Source organism: Micromonospora sp. KC606, assembly GCF_004348675.1.
GTDB lineage: Bacteria > Actinomycetota > Actinomycetes > Mycobacteriales > Micromonosporaceae > Micromonospora.
On record NZ_SMKN01000008.1, the window covers coordinates 43,293 to 63,602 of the forward strand.

Below are 20,310 nucleotides of genomic sequence, written 5' to 3' on the forward strand. Positions count from 1 at the left end.
GAGTCCCCCTGCCCACCTGTCGGGCCGCCCCGGCTGTCGGGCGAGTCGCGGCAGGTGGCGGTGTGCCGGCGCGAGGATCGCCCGACATGCCACGACTCGCCTGCCGCGTCCCGGATCGGGCACCCGTCAGCCGGCGGCGCCGACGGATCGGTAGATGTCGAGGGTGCGCGCGGCGACGGCGTCCCAGGAGAAGTGTTCCACCGCCCGCCGCCGGCCGGCCCGGCCGAACTCGGCGGTGCGCGCCGGGTCGGCGAGCAGCGCGTTCATGGCCGCCGCCAGGTCGGCGACGAACTTCTCCGGCGTCAGTGGTGTTCCGGAGCCGTCGGCCGCCTGCTCGATCGGCACCAGCAGGCCGGTCTCGCCGTCGGCCACCACCTCCGGGATGCCGCCGGTCGCGGTCGCCACCACCGCCGTCTCGCAGGCCATCGCCTCCAGGTTCACGATGCCCATCGGCTCGTACACCGAGGGGCAGACGAAGATCGTCGCGTGGGTGAGCACCTGGATGACCTCGTGCTTGGGCAGCATCTCGGCCACCCACACCACGCCCGAGCGGTTCGCCCGCAACTCGGCGACCAGCTTCTCCACCTCGGCGGCGATCTCGGGCGTGTCGGGCGCCCCGGCCAGCAGCACCAGCTGGGTGTCGGCGGGCAGCTCCCGGGCGGCACGCAGCAGGTACGGCAGGCCCTTCTGCCGGGTGATCCGGCCCACGTACACCACGCTCGGCCGGGCCGGGTCGATGCCGAGGCGGTCCACCACGTCGGTGCCCGGGTCCGGGGCGTACTGCGCGGTGTCGATGCCGTTGTGGACCACCCGGACCCGGTCCGGATCCACCTGTGGGTACGCGGCCAGCACGTCCCGGCGCATCCCGGCGCTGACCGCGATGATCGCGTCGGCGGCCTCGTAGGCCGTCCGCTCGCACCACGAGGAGAGCGCGTACCCGCCGCCGAGCTGTTCGGCCTTCCACGGTCGCAGCGGCTCCAGGCTGTGCGCGGTGACCACGTGTGGCACCCCGTGCAGCAGTTTCGCGGCGTGCCCGGCCAGGTTGGCGTACCAGGTGTGGCTGTGTACCACGTCCGTGCCAGCGCAGCCCGCCGCCATCTCCAGATCCACGCCCATGGTGCGCAGCGCGGCGTTCGCGCCGGACAGGCCGGCCGGTTCGGCGTACGCGACGACGCCCGGCTCCGTGCGCGGCGCGCCGAAGCAGTGCACCCGCACGTTCGCGAGCCGGCGCAGCTCCCGGGACAGGTACTCGACGTGCACGCCGGCCCCGCCGTACACCTCCGGCGGATACTCCCGGGTGAGCAGGTCGACGCGCAGCGGTACGAGATCGCTCATGCCCGGCACCTTAGTGCAGAAACATGCCCCGTACGGAAGGAGAAGCGGCCGGTAGGAGTGGTGAACTCGCGGCCGGATGGATAGCGTCGGGGCATGGCTGCCAAGGTGCTCGCGATCGTCCTGGCTGGCGGAGAGGGCAAGCGCCTGATGCCGCTCACCACGGACCGGGCCAAGCCCGCCGTCCCGTTCGGCGGGATGTACCGCATGGTCGACTTCGTCCTGTCCAACCTGGCGAACGCCGGCTTCCTCAAGATCGTCGTGCTGACCCAGTACAAGTCCCACTCACTGGACCGGCACATCACCAAGACGTGGCGGATGTCGACCCTGCTCGGCAACTACGTCACCCCGGTGCCGGCGCAGCAGCGCCGCGGCCCGTGGTGGTTCGCCGGGTCCGCCGACGCGATCTACCAGAGCTTCAACCTGATCAACGACGAGCAGCCGGACCACGTGATCGTCTTCGGTGCCGACCACATCTACCGGATGGATCCGCGGCAGATGGTGGAGGACCACATCGCCTCCGGCGCGGCGGTGACCGTGGCCGGCATCCGGCAGCCGCTGTCGATGGCCGACCAGTTCGGGGTGATCGAGGTCGGCGAGGACGGCCGGCGGATCCGGGCGTTCCGCGAGAAGCCCACCGACGCGGTCGGCCTGCCCGACGCGCCGGACCAGATCTACGCCTCGATGGGCAACTACGTCTTCAGCACCCGCGCGCTCTGCGAGGCCGTCGAGCGCGACGCGGAGGACAAGACCAGCAAGCACGACATGGGCGGCAGCATCATCCCGATGCTGGTCGAGCGGGGCGAGGCCAACGTCTACGACTTCCGCGACAACGAGGTGCCGGGCAGCACCGACCGCGACCGCGGCTACTGGCGCGACGTGGGGACGCTGGACTCCTTCTACGACGCCCACATGGATCTGATCAACGTGCACCCGGTGTTCAACCTCTACAACTTCGAGTGGCCCATCTACACTGAGCAGCCGCCGTTCCCGCCCGCCAAGTTCGTCCACCAGTGGGGGGAGCGGGTCGGTCGGGCGGTCGCCTCGATGATCTCGCCCGGCGCGGTCATCTCCGGTTCGTTGGTGGAGAACTCGATCGTCTCGCCGAAGGTGAAGGTGCACTCCTGGGCGCACGTCGACGGCGCCGTGCTGATGGAGGGCGTCGAGATCGGCCGGCACGCGGTGGTGCGCCGGGCCATCCTCGACAAGAACGTCTTCGTCCCCGAGGGCGCGGAGATCGGCGTCGACCTGGAGAAGGACCGGCAGCGCTACACCGTCTCCGACAACGGCATCGTGGTGATCGGCAAGGGGCAGCGGGTCGAGCCGTGAGCATCCGCCACGTGTGACCCGCCCCTTCGCCGGGAAAGAGTCGACGTCCGACCCGCTCCAGGAGGTTGCCGCAGTGACCCACCCCCGCGCCGGCCAGCCCGCCGACCCCGCCGACCTGGTCGACGTGCCGAAGCTGGTGACCGCTTACTACGCCGAGCATCCCGATCCGGAGAACCCGGCGCAGCAGGTCTCCTTCGGTACCTCGGGGCACCGCGGGTCGAGCCTGCGGTCCGCGTTCAACGAGGATCACATCCTCGCGGTCACCCAGGCGCTCTGCGACTACCGGCGCGAGCGCGGCGTCGACGGCCCGCTCTTCCTGGCTCGGGACACCCACGCCCTGTCCTCCCCCGCCGCGGTGAGCGCGCTGGAGGTGCTGGCCGCCAACGACGTGACCGTGCTGGCGGACAGCCGGGACGGCTACACCCCCACCCCAGCCCTGTCGCACGCCGTGCTGGCCCACAACCGGGGGCGCACCAGCGGGCTCGCCGACGGCATCGTGATCACTCCGTCGCACAACCCGCCCGACGACGGCGGCTTCAAGTACAACCCCACCCACGGTGGCCCGGCCGACACCGACGTCACGTCGTGGATCCAGGACCGGGCCAACGCGATCCTCGCCGCCGGGCTCAAGGAGGTGCGGCGGATCCCGTACGCGCGCGCCCGCGCCGCCGACACCACCGGCGGGTACGACTTCCTCGCCCACTACGTCGACGACCTGCCCGCCGCGATCGACCTCGACGCCATCCGGCACGCCGGGGTCCGCATCGGCGCCGACCCGATGGGCGGGGCTAGCGTCGCGTACTGGGGGGAGATCGCCGAGCGGCACCGCCTCGACCTCACCGTGGTCAATCCGACGGTCGATCCGACCTGGCGGTTCATGACTCTCGACGGTGACGGCAAGATCCGGATGGACTGCTCCTCGCCGAACGCGATGGCGTCGCTGATCGCGGCCCGCGCCGACTTCCAGGTCTCCACCGGCAACGACGCCGACGCCGACCGGCACGGCATCGTCACCCCCGACGGCGGCCTGATGAACCCCAACCACTACCTGGCGGTCGCCATCGGCCACCTGTTCCGCACCCGCACGCAGTGGGGGCCGGCCGCCGCGGTCGGCAAGACCCTGGTCTCCTCCTCCATGATCGACCGGGTCGCCGCCGACCTGGGACGCCCCCTCTTGGAGGTCCCGGTCGGCTTCAAGTGGTTTGTGGCCGGTCTGCTCGACGGCGCGGTCGGCTTCGGCGGCGAGGAGAGCGCGGGCGCGTCGTTCCTGCGCCGCGACGGGAGTACCTGGACCACCGACAAGGACGGCATCCTGCTCTGCCTGCTCGCCGCCGAGATCATGGCGACCACCGGGCGGACCCCGAGCGAGCACTGGTCCGAGCTGGCCGGGCGCCACGGCGCGCCCACGTACGCGCGGATCGACGCGCCGGCCACCCGGGAGCAGAAGGCCGTGCTCGCCAAGCTCTCGCCCGAGCAGGTGACCGCGACCGAGCTGGCCGGGGAGCTGATCACCGCGACGCTCACCACCGCCCCCGGCAACGGCGCGCCGATCGGCGGGCTCAAGGTGGCCACGGAGTCCGGCTGGTTCGCCGCCCGCCCCTCGGGTACGGAGGACGTCTACAAGATCTACGCCGAGTCGTTCCGGGGCCCGGAGCACCTGGCCCGGATCCAGCAGGAGGCCGAGGACCTGGTTGGTGAGGTGCTGCGGCGAGCCTGAGCCGCCCGTCGTGGCCGCTGCCATGGGGTTGGACCGTTCGTCCCGCACGGGATGAACGAGATGCCGGTCGACCTGTCGTGGTGCGACAGGCAGATCCAGCTGGTTGGTCTCGTCAGGGAGAGCACCTGAGCGGGAGGTGCCGGCCCTCGGCGCGGACGGGCTAGCCGAGATTGCGCGATTCTCCCGTTACGGAACCCGGTCTCGCTCGATGTACAAGTGATCGATTCACACACCGGGGGATTGTCGATGCGCATTCTGATCACAGGCGGGGCCGGCTTCATCGGGTCCAACTTGGCCCGCGCCGCGCTGGTCGAGCCCGCCGTCAAAGAGGTGACCGTTCTCGACGACCTGTCTGTCGGGCTGCGCGGCAACCTTGACGGGCTGGACGTCAACCTTGTCGAGGGCTCGATCCTGGACCGCGCCGCCCTGGATACGGCGATGGCCGGACGGGAGGCGGTCGTCCACCTAGCCGCGCTGCCCAGTGTGCCCCGCTCGCTGCGCGATCCGGTGGCCTCCCACCACGCAAACGCCACGGGCACCCTCATGGTCCTCGAGGCGGCACGACGGCACGACGTCGGCCACGTCCTGGTCGCCTCCTCCTCGTCGGTCTACGGCATGAACCCGGTGCTGCCGAAGGCGGAGCTGACCTGGACCCGGCCGATGAGTCCGTACGCCGCCAGCAAGCTCGCCACCGAGGCGTACGCCCTCGCCCACCAGGCATCGTTCGGCCTGCCGACACTGGCCTTCCGGTTCTTCAACGTGTTCGGTCCGGGCCAGCGGCATGACCACGCCTACGCCGCCGTCATCCCTCGGTTCGTCCACGCGGCCCTGTGTGGAGCGCCCGTCGTGCTGCACGGCGACGGCACACAGTCCCGCGACTTCACCTTTGTCGGCTCGGTGTGCCAGGTCATCCTCGACGCGCTCCGTCGTCGGGTGCACCACCCGCATCCGGTCAACCTCGCGTTCGGGGCGCGGGCCAGCCTGCTGGAGGTCCTCGACGAACTCAGCGAGCTGCTGGGACGGCCGGTCGTCCGGGAGTACGCCCCGCCCCGCATCGGCGACGTCCCGCACTCGCTGGCCGACAACAGCACATTGCGGGAGCTGTTTCCGGACGTCGCGCCGGTCGCCCGGGTCGACGGTCTCCGGGCGACCGTCGAGTGGATGGCCAGGCGGCTGGGCGTCGAACCCAGCGCGCCACGGTGATTCGGCAGCGAGCCGGGTGAAACAGCTCGCCTCCCGGCGCGCCCGTCCGGCCCGCGACGGGTAGAGGTTGCCGAGCTGGGGCACAGGCGGTCTCAGCGTACGCGCGGGGTGTGGGTCGTGGCCCCGTTGACACGGCGCTGCGCCAGTTCTCCCTAGTGGGCCAGGCCACGGTCGCACGGCCGACGATCCGGCGTACTGGTGCTGGTAGCGCTTCCGGTGCCGTCCCACGTGCCCTACCGGGCCGACGCCGATGGCATCTTGTTCGGACGGAGGCAGTTGGAGAAGATGGAGGAGCGGGTGGTGGGAGGCGCCTCCCGGGGCCGGTCGGTCACCTTTCCCGTCGATCGGTCCCGCGACCCCCGTCAGACGGAGTCGGTTCCGGGCGGTGAAGCGCGGGCGGGGCTGGGCAAGGCCGCCAGCGGGATGACCTGGAGCCTACTCGGCCTCATCGTGGCCCAGGTGGCGCAGTGGGCGGTCATGGTGCTGCTGTCGCGTCTCGGCACACCGGAGATGGTTGGCCAGTACGCCCTGGGGCTTGCGGTTGGCGCGCCGGTCATCCTGCTGGCCGGCTTCGGGCTGCGAACGGTACAGGTGACGGACACTGGCCCGCTCTTCAGCTTCAACGACTACCTTCGGCTTCGGACGTCCGGCATGGTCGTCGCGCTGCTGCTGATCGGTGTCATTGCGGCGTTCGTCGGCCCGGCTGCTGGGGTCGTCGTGCTGCTGGTCGGCGTCGCCAAGGCCCTCGATGCCGTCGGCGACATCTACTGGGGACTGTTCCAGCGGCATGAGCGGATGCGCCCGATCGCCATCTCCATGATTTCCAACGGGTTGATCAGTGTCCTGGCAGTGGTCTCACTGCTGGTACTGACCGGGAGTATCGGGTGGGCGATGATCGGCTCCGTCATCGGTTCCCTGGCGGGCTCGGTCGGCTACTGCGCCCGGGCCGCGAAGCCGCTGACCACCATCGAACCGACAACGGACGTGGCGGCCGGTGGGACTCGCCACGGCCCGCCGCCGGACCGCCCAGCGGCGCTGCGCCGGATGGCTCGACTTGCTGTGGTCGCAGCGCCGCTCGGCCTAGCCTCCGGCCTGGTGTCGCTATCGGAGAATCTGCCTCGGTACCTGGCCGGACATTTGTTGGGTACTGCGGCTCTCGGTATCTTCGCTGCCCTGGCCTACATCGTGCTCGCCGCCAACGTCCTCTTCGCTGCGATCAGTCAGTTGTTGTTGCCCCGGCTCACCCGGCTGTTCGCGGCAGGCGACGTGACGGCCTTCACCGCGCTCACCCTGAAACTGATCCTGGGAACTCTGTGCTGCGGTGCGGTGGTCGTCGCCGTGGTGATCGGCGCCGGGCCCGCCACCGTCCGCCTCGTCTACGGAGCGCCGTACGACGGCCACGCCGTGGTGCTGATCCTGCTGACCATTGCCGCAGTGCTTCGCGGCGCCGTCTTCTTCCTCAACACGGCGCTCTACGCGCTCCGAAAATTCGGCAACCAACTGGTCGCCAGCATGATCATGGTGGCCGTCGCCGGGAGTGGTGGATATCTCCTGATTCCACGTTTCGGACTGGTCGGGGCTGCCTGGTCCGTGATCATCACTGCCAGCGGCGACAGTCTGCTGAAAGCCCTGATGCTGAAGCGAGCACTTGCGAAGAGACTATCGACTCGACCAGTGCAGGCATCTGGTTGACAGCCCGGGGCGGCCGGCAGGTCATGCCGGGCTGTCGCGGGGGTGCGGGCAGTGCCGGAACCCGGTCGGGACACAGCCGCCAGAGCAGGTCGGCGGTCGGCGAGCAGGAGGGCTGGCCGGCGGCATGGCGCTTCAAGATCGTGTACTCGCAACCCGTTCCAGGAGACCGCCGTGGGTCGGCGGATCACCCGGGCGTGTTCAGACGGTCACGGGCTTGGACGCCAGACAACCCGCGACGTCGGCCCAGACCGTCGTGAGGGAATCCGCCAGGCCGTGCCGGGGTGACCAGCCAAGCAATTCGGCGGAGCGGGTGAGGTCGGCGCACATCCACGACACCGCAGCCGAGCGGGCGGCGTCCGGCGCGAAATCACCCGAGGTGATTTCGCCGGTGAAGCCCGCGACGTCGGCGAGCAGCCGTACCACCTCCGGGGTGCCCACCGCCCGACCGCTGCCGATGTTGAACACGACGGCTCCGGGGAACTCGGGCCGCAGCGCGGCGTGTACCGCCGCGGCGATGTCCCGGACATCGACGAAGTCGCGCCACGTGTCGTGCAGGCCCAGGGGCAGGCGTACGTCACCCTGGGCAATCGCCTCGCACAGCCTCGCCGCGGTACGGCCGAGCAGGTTGCCGGCGGGCAGTCCCGGCCCGATCGGGTTGAACACCCGCAGCACCACGGCGTCGAGCCGGCCCGCCGTGACGGCACGTTCGACCAGTCGGGTGGCGGCGAGGTGGCTGAGGCCGTACTCGCCGACCGGATCGGCCGGATCGTCCTCGCGAACGGCGTGCCCGTGTGGGACCGCACCGTACTCGGCGGCCGAGCCGATCCGCACCAGTCGTGCCCCGGACGCGGCCAGGTTCATCGCGTCGACGAGCTTGGCGACGGCGGCGGTGTGCGCCAGCACGAACTCGTGCCCGCAACCCACTATGCGCCCGGCCGCGACGACCACCGCGTCCGGCCGCTTCCTCGTCAGCAGTGCCGCGAGGGCGCGGACGTCGACGGTTACCAGATCACACTCCTGGCGTGTGGGTGAGTGGACGGTCATCTCCTCGGCGAGGCGCTGGCGGATGTGCCGACCGAGGAAGCCGGACGCGCCGAACAGAAGGACGTTCATCTGTCGTGACATGAGTGCCCACGACCGTTGGTGGGTGCGGGATCTGCTGCGGCTGCTGCTGGGCTCGAATGGGCGCCCTCGGCGGTCGCCTGGATCGGGTGCGTCGGGCCCTGCCACTCGTGCCAGGTGGCCGAACCGGGAGCCGTGATGCCCTCCCGGCGTAGCACCACCCGAACCGTCTCGGCCAGGATCCTCAGGTCGAGGGCGAACGATCGCGAATCGACGTACTCGACGTCATAGGCGAACTTGTCTTCCCAGGAGAGGGTATTACGACCACGCACCTGAGCGAGACCGGTGATGCCCGGACGGACGCCGTGGCGACGCGCCTGCTCGTTCGTGTAGAGGTCCAGGTACCGCACGAGGTGCGGTCGTGGGCCCACCAGACTCATCTCACCCCGTAGGACGTTCCACAACTCCGGCAGCTCGTCAAGGCTGGTCGCGCGTAGCCAACGTCCGACCGGGGTGAGCCGGTCGGCGTCGGTGACCCGCCCTCGGGACGGGTCCACGTGGTGCATCGTCCGGAACTTGACCAGTTCGAAGAGTTCTCCGTGCAGACCCGGCCGGGTGTGACGGAACAGCACCGGGCGGCCGAACGCCACCAGCACCAGAAGCGCCACCGCAGCCAGGAGCGGTGACAGCAGGACAAGCGCAAGACTGGCGACGACCACGTCGAACAGCCGCTTGATGAAGTCATGACGTCGGCGAGCGCCGGAGCTTGGGGCATCCGGCACCGCCGCTGCGGCCCGCTCAGGAGCATCGCGAAAGACCATGATCGAAACTCGACCTCCTCGGAGAATTGCGGGTAATGCCGCTTCTAAGTATGTTGCATCACTAATGTTCGTTCCTGGGCTTCCCGAAGGTGCCGAAGGATCTGTTCGGCATGGAAGGCGGAGACCGAAGCCAGGCTCCATGAGTCCAACACCGCGCGTGCGACTCGGACGGGCGGCCCGTCCAGGCGGCGGAGCAGCGCCTCTGCCATCAACGCGGCGTCGGGGGGCACGAGCGTCAGGCCCTCCTCCACCTGCTGCGCCAAGGCCCGGGTACCGCGGTTGGACACCGCCACGACAGGCGTCCCGACGGTCAGGGCCTCGACCAGGACCATCGGGAAGCCCTCCCGCGGGCTGGCAGAGAGCACGACGTCTGCGGCCGCGAGCTCTGCCGCCGGGTGCCGCGTCCAAGCCTCCACCGTCAGCCCGCATTCCACGGGGGGCGTCCACGCCGGCTCGCCGGGAGCCGTGGATCCGACGATCCGCAGCTCGATCTCCGGCAGCGCTCGTCGTGCCAGCCGCCATGCCGCCACCGCCAGGTCGAGGTTCTTGTCCTTGGTGAGGCGTCCCATCAACAGCAGCCGCCGGGGCCGATTCGGGGCGCCAGACGGGGTGCGAGTGACCGTGAAGCGCTCCGGATCGATTCCGGCGGCCCCGCACGGTGCCACGCTTACCCGGCTACGCGGCGCGAGGCGACGGTAGCTCTCCCGATCCTCGGGGTTTACCGTGATGTATGTCGGGGTCAGCCGGGCCGTGGTCGCCTCGATCGCGCTGAACAGTCGACCGGCCCGCGTCGGGCTGTCGAACAGCGTCCCGCTGACCACAGCCACATGAGGTGTTCCTGTCATGACGCCGACGGCACGGCCGAGCGCGATACCGAACGGCGAGTGCAGGTGCAACAGGTCGACACGCTCGCGACGGACGATCCGCCGAAGTCCGACGAGCGCCGCCGCCGTGGACGCTGGGCCGGCTCGCCGGAACGGGGCCACCTCGTAAACCTCGTCGAAGTCCTGGTAAAGGTCGGGCACTACACTGCCTCGACCCACCACGGCGACCCGGCGGACCGGATAGGCGGAAAGCGCCCGGGCCACCGGGGCGACGATGTTCTGAAGGGTCATACCGATCCCCGCCACGAAGGCGATCGTGGCGTCGTTCGCCAACGGACCGGCCGAGGTGGCGACCAGCGTTCCACCGGCTGCCGCCACTCGCGACGAGAGACTACCGGCAGCGGGGAGACCCTTCGCCCGGAACAGCGGCATGCGCGGTTTCTCCTTTCTGCTCTTCGGCTGGAACCTGCCTGTACCGGCCGTAGGTGCCGCGCATCTCGGCGCAGCCATCGCCGCCGGACACAGTGGCGATCACCTGGTGAACGACACGCCCCACGCCGAGGACACGGGCGTTTCACCCACACCGTCATGCGCGACTGCCGCTCGGTTCTTCGCGCCTCATTCACCGCCTCCACTCAAGTGAATGGGGGTTCAAGATCCTTAGCTGCCCCGGCTCATTGGGAGTGCGGACAGGGCTGATCGATGGTGCGCGACATGCTGCTTCCCGTCCTATGGCGCCGGACCATCCCCGGCTGGAGTACTAGTTCGGGGAGATCCGGGTAAGCGGCGCAATCGACGGATATGACGACGTGTGCCGCAGAGCCAGCACAATGACCAGAGCCATCGGCAGGACTTGCTTGAGTGCGTACCAGGCTACATTGTCCAGGTCGCTGCCATGAAACAGTATCACTCCCACGCAGATCGCTGCAGCCGCCAGTTTCGGCAGCAGATCCTGGTTGAGCTTGGCTCGTAGGTAGAAGCGTCTTGCCCCCCTAATCGCCAGGCCAAGGACGAGGAACGATGCGATGCCCCCCACGTAGCCGAAGTTGATTACCGCCTCACCTGCCAGTCCGAAAATTCGGGTCGTTCGTAGGCCAGCCTTGAAGGAGCCTGGCCCGTAAAGTAGATCGGTTCCGACGACGACCTTGTCTGCTGGTCGGGCCTCCCTCGGCAGAATTTGTGGCGGAACCAGGAACGACAGATTCCCAAAGTATGTCACTCCATGACTGTCGGGCGAAACGCCTTGTTCCTGTTTCCGATGAAGGACCAGCGCCTGGATGTCGGCGCGACCGAGGTCGGTGAGCATCAGGGTCGGGATGTCGCGACCAGTCTCAGCTCCGAGTTCCTGCGCGCCGCGCTGGCCCTTGGTCACATCGAGAATCTGAGAGCCCGCACCCTTGTAGAGCCCGCCGACGTACATGAACACGCCGAAGATGAGCAGGCAGACGAGCAGTGTTCTGCGGGGAATCCGAAAGGCGACCAGGTGCAGGACAATGAGGCCCAACAGTGCTGGCCAAATGATGTTGCTCCGCGATCCCCGCGCTGCGGTGGCCAGCGTCTGCAGCACGACCATGGCCGCCAGGAGTGCGTACGCCAGCTTTGGGTGGGCGGCCAATGATTGTCGCCATCGGATCACCACAAGGCCGAAAATCATCATGGGAAAGGCCTCGCCCATGACGAACAGCCAGCCGAGTCCTCTGGTGCTGTCGGCAACGGTGGTTCGGTCCGCCATCGTGGACAGGTAGCCCTGCACCCCGCCGAACTTCATGATGATGAAGGCGAAGGTGGCGAGGCTGATCAGAATTGCGGACGAACCGATGACGCCGAGTGCTGGCAGGTCTATGGCATGCCGCTTCGAGCGCCAGGGGGTAATCTTTGACGGAAAGTGCAGAACGATCCGATAGATGGTAAGACCAACCACGTTCAGGATGGACATCGCGCCGAGCGCTGCTGGCCAGTCCGGAGGAGCTTCGAGGTAGCGTGCCCAATAATCCCACACGATGTGCAGGATCGGAGCGAGGTAGAAGAAATGGAAGCCGAAGAGGCCGAGTAGGGCTTGGGGATCGAAGATGTCCAGGTGGCGGCGCAAACAGCTGACCGCGTCCACGCCGATCAGCACTCCGGAGACTGTCACCGGAAGCATGGCCCAGTGACGTAGCCGATCGTCGATGCTGACCAGCGTGATCGTTGTCAGGGTCACGACGAAAATCGTGATCATCCAGGTGGTGTATCTGGCCTCGGGGCGGTAGTGCCCTGACACCGGTGTGTCATCCGTGCGGCGATCCGGCTGAGCTGCAGAGAGCGTTTTCATTGAGTGTCGAGTTCCAGTGGTGATTATGGCTTCGCTAGCTCAGGGTTGAGCCGGAAGGGCGTCCGGTGGATGCACTGCCAGCTGAGCAATGTGGCGCTGCGGCAGGGCTCTGTAGCAAATTCATGCTGTGGCTTCGTTCAGACGGCAGTAGGTTGCGTGCCGTCGGCGACGATGGATCGCAGGGCCCAGTAGAAGCTGTCCCGTCGGGGGGCAAGCACCTCTGCCGCGTACTGCCGGGCCTGGGTCAGGTTGCGCGCCGAGGCGGCTGCCATCAGCTCCGGATCACGGAGCATGCGGGTGATCCCATCTGCGAGAGCGGGTGGATCGTCCGGCGGCACGAGATCCTCGTCGGGCAGGAGTTCGGGGATTCCGCCGACCCGGGTGGCCACCGCGGGCAGACCGCGGGCCATTGCCTCGATGAGCGCCCGAGGGAGTCCCTCGGCCCGGGACGGATGTACGAACAAATCGGCGGCGTCGAGCTGTCGACGGACCGGCTCGCCGCTGGGCAGTGTCCCGAGGAAGCGGACCCGATCGTCGACCCGCAGTTGTGCGGCCAGTTGCTCCAGTCGAGGGCGAAAAAGCCCGTCGCCGATGTGCACAAGACCGACGTCCAGTCCCGAACGCGCCAAGAGCGAGAGCGCTTCCAGTAGCGTGTCGATGCCCTTGTGCGGCCTTGCGAGTGTGCCGACGGAGATTAGTCTCACCTGCCCCGCGCCGGGCCGAACCGTGCGTGCGGTGGACAGGAACGCGTTCGGCGGCAGGTTGATGCTCGAGTAGACGGAGACCGGACTGCCAGGCCGTGCTGGGTAGCGGGCCTGCAACGAGCGCTCGGTGACGTAGGAGACGGCGTCGGCTCGCAGGCACTGTTGCTTCATGCGGGTGGTGAACCAGCGGCGGAAGAGCGGGTTCAACGGATGACTGACAGCCTTCGACGACAGGACGTCGGCGGGATCGCCGACCACCTCGAGGGCGTATGGCAGCGAGTGCTTCTCTCGCACGTTGGCCAATATGGTGCCGATCAGGGATGGCACGCGAAGTATTACCGTGTCGCGTGGTTCCGCCGCTGCGGCCACGCTACGGTGAACGGCGCGCCTGACGGTCAGGTACTCCCGGGGGCCCAGGTAGTAGGGAACGGCCCACACCTCCACGTCAGGACCGTCCACGCGGCGCGCGTCGTCGCCGACGTCAGGTACGTTCTGTACGCGGGCCACCACCCTGACCTGGTCGAAGGCCGACAGGTAGCGGGTCCAGAACGAGTAGGTCGGACCCTCCACCGACCACACCGCGCCATCCGGCGTCCGGCAGAACCGGGCCTCGCCGGTGACCACGACCCTCACGGAGCACTCCTTCGGGGCGCTGCCTGGCATAGCCGCTCAATACCCACGTGATACATCTGCGGGACTCCTTCTCGATTCACTGGAGACACTCTTTCTGTTTCACGGCTGTCCTCCTGATCGGGACGGTGTTCCGCAGCCGGCCCGCACGCGGCCGGCCTCGGTCGGCTCGGGCCACCTTTGTCGTCGAGCGGTCTCACGTGCGGGCACTTTCCTGATCAGGGCTTTCCCCGACTCGATAACGACGCAGGCGGCCGGCACGGCGCGGCGTTCGCCTCGACGCGGGGCCATCGGTCTTGGCGTCAGTGCGGCAGCGACGCTTCCCGGGCAGGGCTGACGAGCATGCTGGGTGGCTGGGCGCAGAGCATCGTGAGCTGCTCGATGGTCTTCTCTGGGTCGTCGTACGGGTCGAGGCCGCTGACCTCTGTTGGGTCCAGTGGTGGCACCGACACGTGCGAGATCAGCGGGTGCAGCGGTCGAATGTCGATCTCGCCGTGGCCGAACAGGTCCTCGTGCAGTTTTTCGCCCGGCCGTAGTCCCGTGTAGATGATGGGCACGGTGCTCGCGGCCTGCTCGGCCAGTTGGCGAGCCAGATCGGCGATGCGTACCGGTTCGCCCATGTCGAGCACCAGCGCCTCGCCGCCGCGGCCGATCTCGGCGGCCTGCAGCACCAGGTGCACCGCCTCCTGCACAGTCATCAGATAGCGGGTCACCTCGGGATGGGTGACGGTCAGTGGCTGGCCGGTTTCGATCTGCCGCTGGAACGCTGTCACCACGGAACCGCGGCTGCTGAGCACGTTGCCGAACCGGACGCTGAGGAAGGTGCCGGGGTACTGGGAGGCGGCATGTGCGGTCAACCGCTCGGTGATCCGCTTCGAATAACCGAGGACGCTGATCGGGTGGGCGGCCTTGTCGGTGGAGATGTTGACGAACTTGGCAACGTCGCGGCAGGCGTCCAGCACCGAGAGGGTGCCCCAGATGTTCGTCCTGACCGCCTCGCCGGGGTGTCGCTGCAGCAGGGTGAGGTGCTTCAGGGCCGCCGCGTGGAAGATGATCTCCGGCTTGCGTTCCTGGATGACCCGTCGGATGCGCTCGTCGTCCCGCAGGTCAGCGAGGATCAACTCCGGGCCGTCCAGCAGGGCTCGGCCGGACAGCGACATCTGGAGGCTGTGCAGGGCCGACTCGTCCCGGTCCAGCATCATCAGCTCGCCCGGGTCGGCCTTCATGAGCTGCCGACACAGTTCGGAACCGATCGAGCCGCCCGCGCCGGTGACCAGGATCCGTCGACCGGCCATGCCGTTGCCGCCCAGCGGGAGGTCCGCGACGACCTGGCGGCGGCCGAGCAGGTCGGTGATCTGCACGTCGCGTACGTCGGTGACGCTGATTCGCTGGTCCACCAGGTCTCGCACCGGCGGCAGCACCTTGAAGGCGGCGCCGGTCTGGAGGGTCGCCTCACGGATCTGGCGGATCAGGGCGGCGTCGCCACTGCCGGCCGAGAAGATCACGGTGGCGGCACCGGTGCGACGGACGGCCCCGGCGATGTCGTGCCGCCCGCCGAGTACCCGTACTCCGCCGATGCGCAGGTCGCGCTTGTCTGGATCGTCGTCGAGCGCGCCGACGGGCAGGAAGCGGCCGCGCGGGTCGCTGAGCATGGCGCGCAGTAGTCCCTGGCCGGCGTTGCCGAGGCCGAACAGCAGCACCGGCGTGGCGGATTGGATGTCGGGGCGCATGGCGCTGTCGCGGTGGTGCCGGTACGTGAACCTGGCAGCGAGCATGAGCAGCAGCGCAAGCGCGCCACCGAACAGAGGTGTGCCCAACGGCACCGGTCGATCCGTGGACGGCAGCAAGCCAACCAGGATGATCGCAGTTGTCGTGATCGTCGTGCCGGCCACGCCCTGCACGTCCTGCAGGCTGCCCAGCGGGTGTCGGCCGGAGTGGAGCCGACGCAGCGCGGCGACCGCCAGGTACAGCAGGGCGGCGAGCGCACCGATGGTGGCCGCCTGGCCCAGCAGGCCGGGCTGGACCCCGAACTCGTACCGGATCCAGGCGGCCCCGACAAAGCCGCCGACCCACGTGAGGGCATCGGTGGCCAGGAAGGTGGCGGCACGGCGATGCTCCCCGGTCCGGCGGGCAGCTGTCGACGCGGTCTGCGGGACGCGTTGTTCTTCCGGCATGTGTGATGACTCCCAGTCCTGTCCGTGGCCGTCGGTCCTGCGGCAGCTCCGGGGCCACCCGAATCCCCTAGATGCTTATCGGAATCCGACTGGTTTGCCCTGCCTTTCACACTTTTGGTCGGTCTTTCGAACTCCTGACTCACTCCTGTGATCCGCTCATGTTGGTGGCCCCGGGCGCGGAGAGCGGCCGGCGGGTGGCACCACCAGCCCCGGCTGCGGCCGATCGGGGCGTTGGCGCGCGCTGGCATGCCCGGGGGGGGCAGGGTGGACGGCAGGGCGGCTCGCGGGTCTGCTCAGCCCGGTGTGCTGGGGCACACGTCGCGGAATGTGCGGCATGGCCGTGCGAGAGGCGGTCGCCGGGTGGTGTATGCCGCCGCAGCGTCCCCGCCGGGCGGGTCGCCGCGCCGGCCGGTGGTCCGGTCGCCAGGCGAGCCGGGTTGATTCCGGGCGAAACTGGTCAGTACGTTCTATTATTCACAATCGGCGACGCGGCTGCTGTCTCCGATGCAGTCAACGCCATCCGCGCCAGCTGGGGCACGTCACATTCAGTGGTCCGACCGGGGCGTCGAGCCACGGCGAGGCGATGAGCTACTACGAGAAGGTTCTTCATGGGTGAACCGACCAGTGTTCCCGTGCCGCACCGCGCCTGGTGGGCGTACCAGCGGGTCAGGAGCGGGTGACGTGGCTGAGCGAGATCACTGCGTGCTGTTCCTCGCCGCGCTGGGCACGACGCTGGAGTCCCTCGTCGCGCCGGTGTCCCGCGCGCTCGCGCCGCACGGCTTCCGGAGAGTGGCGGTGGCGGGTCGGGGAACAGTGCCGCTGTCGCTGCAGAAGAGCTTCGACGAGGTTTACGAGATCACCCCGTTCCGACGGGAAGGCGTGCGTACCGTGGCGCGGGCCGGCCGAGACCTGACCCGCATCGTGCGTTCCGAGCGGCCGCGTCTGCTGCACCTGAACACTCCCTACGGGATCGCGCTTGGCCGGGTCGTGGCCCGGGCCACCCGCACCCCGCACCTGGCGGTCGTGCACGGGACGCTTTTCGGCAGCCAGGATCGGGCCGGGCGCCTCTTCTCCACAGTGGAGAGCGCGATGTCCCGGCTCACCCCCGCGTACGTGGCGGCGAACCGTGACGATCAGGAGACCTACCGGCGCTTGGCCCCTCGTGCCCAGGTGCGCCTCGCGCCCTGCGGCGGCGCGGGAATCGATCCGCTTCGGCTGCGTCCGAACGGGCGGGTGCGGCTGCCGCGACAGGGCCGACCGCCGCGGGCGCTGGTGCTGGCGAGGCTGACGCCGGACAAGAACATCGGCCTCGCGGTCGAGGCCTGGCGACTGGCGCGGCGGTGCGTGCCAGATCTGGAACTGCGGATCGTGGGATCGACTGCCGACGGCGAACCGGCGTGGCATCCGCCGGAGGAGCCGGGCATCACCCGGGCCGGCTGGACGGCCGAGCCGGGAGCCGAGTTCGAGGCGGCGGACGTGGTGTTGTCGACGAGTCTGCGCGAGGGCTTCGGGCTCGCCGTGGCGGAGTCCCTGATGATGGGTACGCCAGTGGTGGCGGTGGACAACCGGGGTATCCGCGCGGTCGCCGACGGGGCGATGGAGGGCATCGTCCTGGTCCCGCCTCGGGCTGCGGCCGTTTCCGCCGCCCTGCTGGCCCAGTTGCGCGCGCGGACCGTGAGATTACGGCCGGAGACCTTGAACAACTGGCGTCAGGACCATGTGGCCGCGTTCTACACGGAACTGATACTCGACCTTGTCCGGGCAGAAAAGCCCTGATCCCGCCCGTCCCTAGACTTGTCCGCTATGTCGACCCTTGGTCTGATAAGACGTGCTTATGAAGATTTGCGAATCCTTGCCGGGCGCTGGTAACGCGAGTCCAGTTCGTAGTGAATCCGCCCGGCCCGGCGTTGCCCTCACCGGGGCGGGCGGGTTTCTCGGCTGGCACGTACGCGTTCTCGCCGAGGCACTGGGTTGGCCGGAGCCGGTAGTGATCAGCCAGGCCGATCTCGCAGCCCCGGATGTGGTGGCCGCCCGACTCGAAGGGGTCGACCGCGTCCTGCACCTGGCGGGGGTCAACCAGGGCGATCCGACGGAGGTCGTGGCGGGAAACGTGAAAGCGGCCGTGGCGCTGGCGCGAGGCCTGCGCCGCTGTGCTCGGCAGCCGGGTTCGGTGGTGTTCGCCAACTCCGTGCTCGCCGGCAACGGCACTCCGTACGGCGACTCCAAGGCGATGGCCGCCGCGACGCTGGCCGATGCCAGACCGGACCTCCAGGACGTTCGACTGCCCAACCTGTACGGCGAGCATGGCCGCCCCTTCCGGAACGGGGTGACCGCGACGTTCTGCGGGCTCCTGGCCGATGGTCGCCTACCCGAGGTGCACGAGGAACGGGAGTTGACGCTGGTGCATGTGACGGATGCCGCGGCGCGGCTGCTCGGAACGCCCGCATCCGGGCCGTGGGACGCGGCGATGCCAGGACTCGCCATCACCGTCCCCGAACTGTCCCGGCGCCTCGCCGGCTACGCCGCCACCTACCGCAGCGGAAACCTCCCCTCGTTGACCGATCGACATGCGGTCCGGCTCTTCAACACCTATCGATCCCACCTGGTCCCCAGTCGGCATCTCCTCCTGGCCCGTCGTCAGACCGCCGACGAGGCGTTCAGGGCGGTGACCGCCGGGGCTCCAGGCGAGGTGGTGCGGTCGACCATGCGGCCCGGTGGGTGCCAGGTCGGCCGTTTCCACCTGGCGACGGTCAGACGGATCCTCGTCCTTCACGGCGTGGCGGAGATCCTGCTCCGTCGCGTCGGTCACCAGGCGGTCGTCCGCCTGACCGTGGCGGGGGAGGAAGAGGTCGTGGTCGACGTACCAACGATGTGGGAGTACGAGATCGCAAACTCGGGCGTGGGCGAGTTGGTGATGCTCACCTGGACCAACGCCGTGATGGACCAGAGCTGCCTGGACATCTATCCCAGCGCCGGGGCTGCCCAGCAGCGGGGTCTGGTTCCGGTGGTGGCGTGAGCAGGCGTTCGCTGAACTCTCTTGAGCATTCGCCAGTGCAGGCGTCCTTCTGCGAGGACGCCGGTGACGGACCTGCCGGCTCTCTGACGGCTGTCGGAGCCGGGTCGCTCCCGCGTCCGCCATCCGCCCGCCCGTACGACCCGTACAAACGACTGCTCGACGTGGTGGTGGCGGCTGTCCTGCTGATCCTCGCCGCCCCGGTCCTGCTGGCCGTCTCGCTGGTGGTACTGGTGACGCTGGGCCGGCCAGTCATGTTTCGGCACCCTCGCCCTGGCCGCAACGGTGAGTTGTTCCGGATGGTGAAGTTCCGCACCATGCGGCCCGTCGACCCGGACCGCGGCCTCGTGGCTGACGCCGACCGGCTCACCCGGGTAGGCAGGTGGCTGCGGGCGTGCAGCCTCGACGAACTACCGGAGTTGTGGAACGTGCTGCGCGGTGACATGAGCCTGGTCGGGCCGCGCCCGCTGCTGATCCGTTACCTCGACCGGTACACCACGGAACAGGCCCGCCGGCACGAGGTCCGTCCCGGAATCACCGGCCTGGCGCAGGTGCGTGGCCGCAACAGCCTGAGCTGGGAGGAGAAGTTCGAGTACGACGTCGAGTACGTCGACAACCGCTCGTTCCTGGTGGATCTGAAGATCCTCGCGGCGACCGTACGGGTGGTGCTCTCCCGCGAGGGTGTCTCCGCGCCCGGAGTCGCCACCGGCTGCGAGTTCCTCGGCACCGCCGCCCACCGCGACGGGCAACGCCTGGCCACCGAACCGGGGCCGGACGGGACACCGATGCTGCCGGTCTGAGGCCAGGCACGGGCCACCCGTGTCTCCGCTGCCCCGCCGTCTCGCCGGGCCAGAGCGCTGCCGGCCGTGCCAGCTCGCGGACGGCGTGTCCCACGGCTGGGCGCGGACATGCTGCACCTCCGGGTGGTCGCACCCTGATCCGTCGAGCGCCGTCGGGATCTGCTTGGCGCCGGATCGACGGCGCAAGGCCCGGACCGGGGCCTCGACAGCGGGCCGATCGGAAGCCCTCCCCCGGTCACCGCCAGCTGTCGCCAGCCTCAAGTCGCAGGCTGAGCAGGGCCGCCAGCGGCAGTGACTCCCCGTCCCGGCCGCCCCGCCCGACGACCAGGGGTGGCGCCGCCGGCGCTGGCCGTGTCCCGAGCAGCCGGGACCGGAGGCTGGCCGGCACGGCCAGCAGGTAGAAACGTCCGGCGGTGTCCACCGCGCGGACGCGGGCCTGGTCGATGTACCAGCCGGCGAGGTGGGTGCGGTACCGGGTGCGGCCGTCGTAGGACACCGCGGTGAGCCGGTCGGTGCGCAGGCCGCGCCGCGTCGCCTCAGCAGCGAACCGGGCCACCATTTCCGTCGCCTCCGCCTGCTCGGCCGCGCGTTCCCGCGCGTCGGCCGCTGCGTGCGCCCGCACCGCGCGGCGCTGCCGCTCCCGCCACTCCAGGCCGTCCTCCGCCATGCCCGACACCGTACGCGGTCCGGGGCACCGG

15 protein-coding genes are annotated in these 20,310 nt (G+C 69.2%); 7 read left to right on the plus strand and 8 right to left on the minus strand.

What is annotated here, in order from left to right; all coding sequences use genetic code 11:
* Nucleotides 1–126 precede the first annotated feature (126 nt).
* A complete protein-coding gene (gene glgA / locus E1193_RS03565; RefSeq protein WP_132180192.1) occupies nucleotides 127–1,335 on the minus strand; it encodes a glycogen synthase in 1,209 nt (402 codons plus the stop codon).
* A gap of 93 nt (nucleotides 1,336–1,428) precedes the next feature.
* Between glgA and glgC the strand changes: the two genes are divergently transcribed.
* From glgC to E1193_RS03585, 4 genes are all read left to right on the plus strand, one after another.
* Complete coding sequence (glgC, locus tag E1193_RS03570) at nucleotides 1,429–2,661, plus strand: glucose-1-phosphate adenylyltransferase (protein ID WP_132180194.1); 1,233 nt, start codon at nucleotides 1,429–1,431, stop codon at nucleotides 2,659–2,661.
* Nucleotides 2,662–2,734: 73 nt separating this feature from the next.
* A complete protein-coding gene (gene pgm, locus E1193_RS03575) occupies nucleotides 2,735–4,378 on the plus strand; it encodes a phosphoglucomutase (alpha-D-glucose-1,6-bisphosphate-dependent) (protein ID WP_132180196.1) in 1,644 nt (547 codons plus the stop codon).
* Between the two features lie 246 nt (nucleotides 4,379–4,624).
* A complete protein-coding gene (locus E1193_RS03580) occupies nucleotides 4,625–5,581 on the plus strand; it encodes an NAD-dependent epimerase/dehydratase family protein (RefSeq protein ID WP_132180198.1) in 957 nt (318 codons plus the stop codon).
* A 285-nt stretch (nucleotides 5,582–5,866) separates the two neighbouring features.
* Complete coding sequence (locus E1193_RS03585; RefSeq protein WP_243707262.1) at nucleotides 5,867–7,273, plus strand: lipopolysaccharide biosynthesis protein; 1,407 nt, start codon at nucleotides 5,867–5,869, stop codon at nucleotides 7,271–7,273.
* Nucleotides 7,274–7,471: 198 nt separating this feature from the next.
* On the opposite strand, the gene E1193_RS03590 is transcribed toward E1193_RS03585, so the two are convergent.
* From E1193_RS03590 to E1193_RS03615, 6 genes are all read right to left on the minus strand, one after another.
* On the minus strand, nucleotides 7,472–8,386 hold the full coding sequence (locus tag E1193_RS03590) for an NAD(P)-dependent oxidoreductase (protein ID WP_132180202.1): 915 nt from the start codon (nucleotides 8,384–8,386) through the stop codon (nucleotides 7,472–7,474).
* The gene (locus E1193_RS03595; protein WP_132180204.1) at nucleotides 8,383–9,156 is read right to left on the minus strand and encodes a sugar transferase; all 774 of its coding nucleotides are present in this window, start codon (nucleotides 9,154–9,156) and stop codon (nucleotides 8,383–8,385) included. The genes E1193_RS03590 and E1193_RS03595 overlap by 4 nt, the downstream gene beginning before the upstream one ends.
* Nucleotides 9,157–9,200: 44 nt before the next feature.
* Nucleotides 9,201–10,412, minus strand: coding sequence for a glycosyltransferase (locus E1193_RS03600; RefSeq protein ID WP_165945620.1), 1,212 nt, complete (start codon nucleotides 10,410–10,412; stop codon nucleotides 9,201–9,203).
* A 328-nt stretch (nucleotides 10,413–10,740) separates the two neighbouring features.
* Nucleotides 10,741–12,198 carry a hypothetical protein gene (locus E1193_RS03605; RefSeq protein WP_132180208.1) on the minus strand — a complete coding sequence of 486 codons (1,458 nt, stop codon included), beginning with the start codon at nucleotides 12,196–12,198 and terminating at the stop codon, nucleotides 10,741–10,743.
* A gap of 230 nt (nucleotides 12,199–12,428) precedes the next feature.
* Nucleotides 12,429–13,628, minus strand: a complete 1,200-nt coding sequence (locus tag E1193_RS03610; protein WP_165945621.1) for a glycosyltransferase family 4 protein — start codon at nucleotides 13,626–13,628, stop codon at nucleotides 12,429–12,431.
* Between the two features lie 299 nt (nucleotides 13,629–13,927).
* Entirely contained in the window at nucleotides 13,928–15,799 is a 1,872-nt protein-coding gene (locus E1193_RS03615; protein ID WP_132180212.1) for a nucleoside-diphosphate sugar epimerase/dehydratase, read from the minus strand.
* A gap of 681 nt (nucleotides 15,800–16,480) precedes the next feature.
* Between E1193_RS03615 and E1193_RS03620 the strand changes: the two genes are divergently transcribed.
* The 3 genes from E1193_RS03620 (at nucleotide 16,481) to E1193_RS03630 (ending at nucleotide 19,612) form a co-directional block, all read left to right on the plus strand.
* Nucleotides 16,481–17,575, plus strand: coding sequence for a glycosyltransferase (locus E1193_RS03620; RefSeq protein WP_165945622.1), 1,095 nt, complete (start codon nucleotides 16,481–16,483; stop codon nucleotides 17,573–17,575).
* A gap of 211 nt (nucleotides 17,576–17,786) precedes the next feature.
* Nucleotides 17,787–18,815, plus strand: coding sequence for a capsular biosynthesis protein (locus tag E1193_RS03625; RefSeq protein ID WP_243707261.1), 1,029 nt, complete (start codon nucleotides 17,787–17,789; stop codon nucleotides 18,813–18,815).
* A 35-nt stretch (nucleotides 18,816–18,850) separates the two neighbouring features.
* The gene (locus tag E1193_RS03630; RefSeq protein WP_279433287.1) at nucleotides 18,851–19,612 is read left to right on the plus strand and encodes a sugar transferase; all 762 of its coding nucleotides are present in this window, start codon (nucleotides 18,851–18,853) and stop codon (nucleotides 19,610–19,612) included.
* Nucleotides 19,613–19,847: 235 nt separating this feature from the next.
* Here E1193_RS03630 and E1193_RS03635 read toward each other — a convergent pair whose 3' ends face one another.
* Complete coding sequence (locus tag E1193_RS03635; RefSeq protein WP_132180216.1) at nucleotides 19,848–20,279, minus strand: hypothetical protein; 432 nt, start codon at nucleotides 20,277–20,279, stop codon at nucleotides 19,848–19,850.
* Nucleotides 20,280–20,310: the final 31 nt, after the last annotated feature.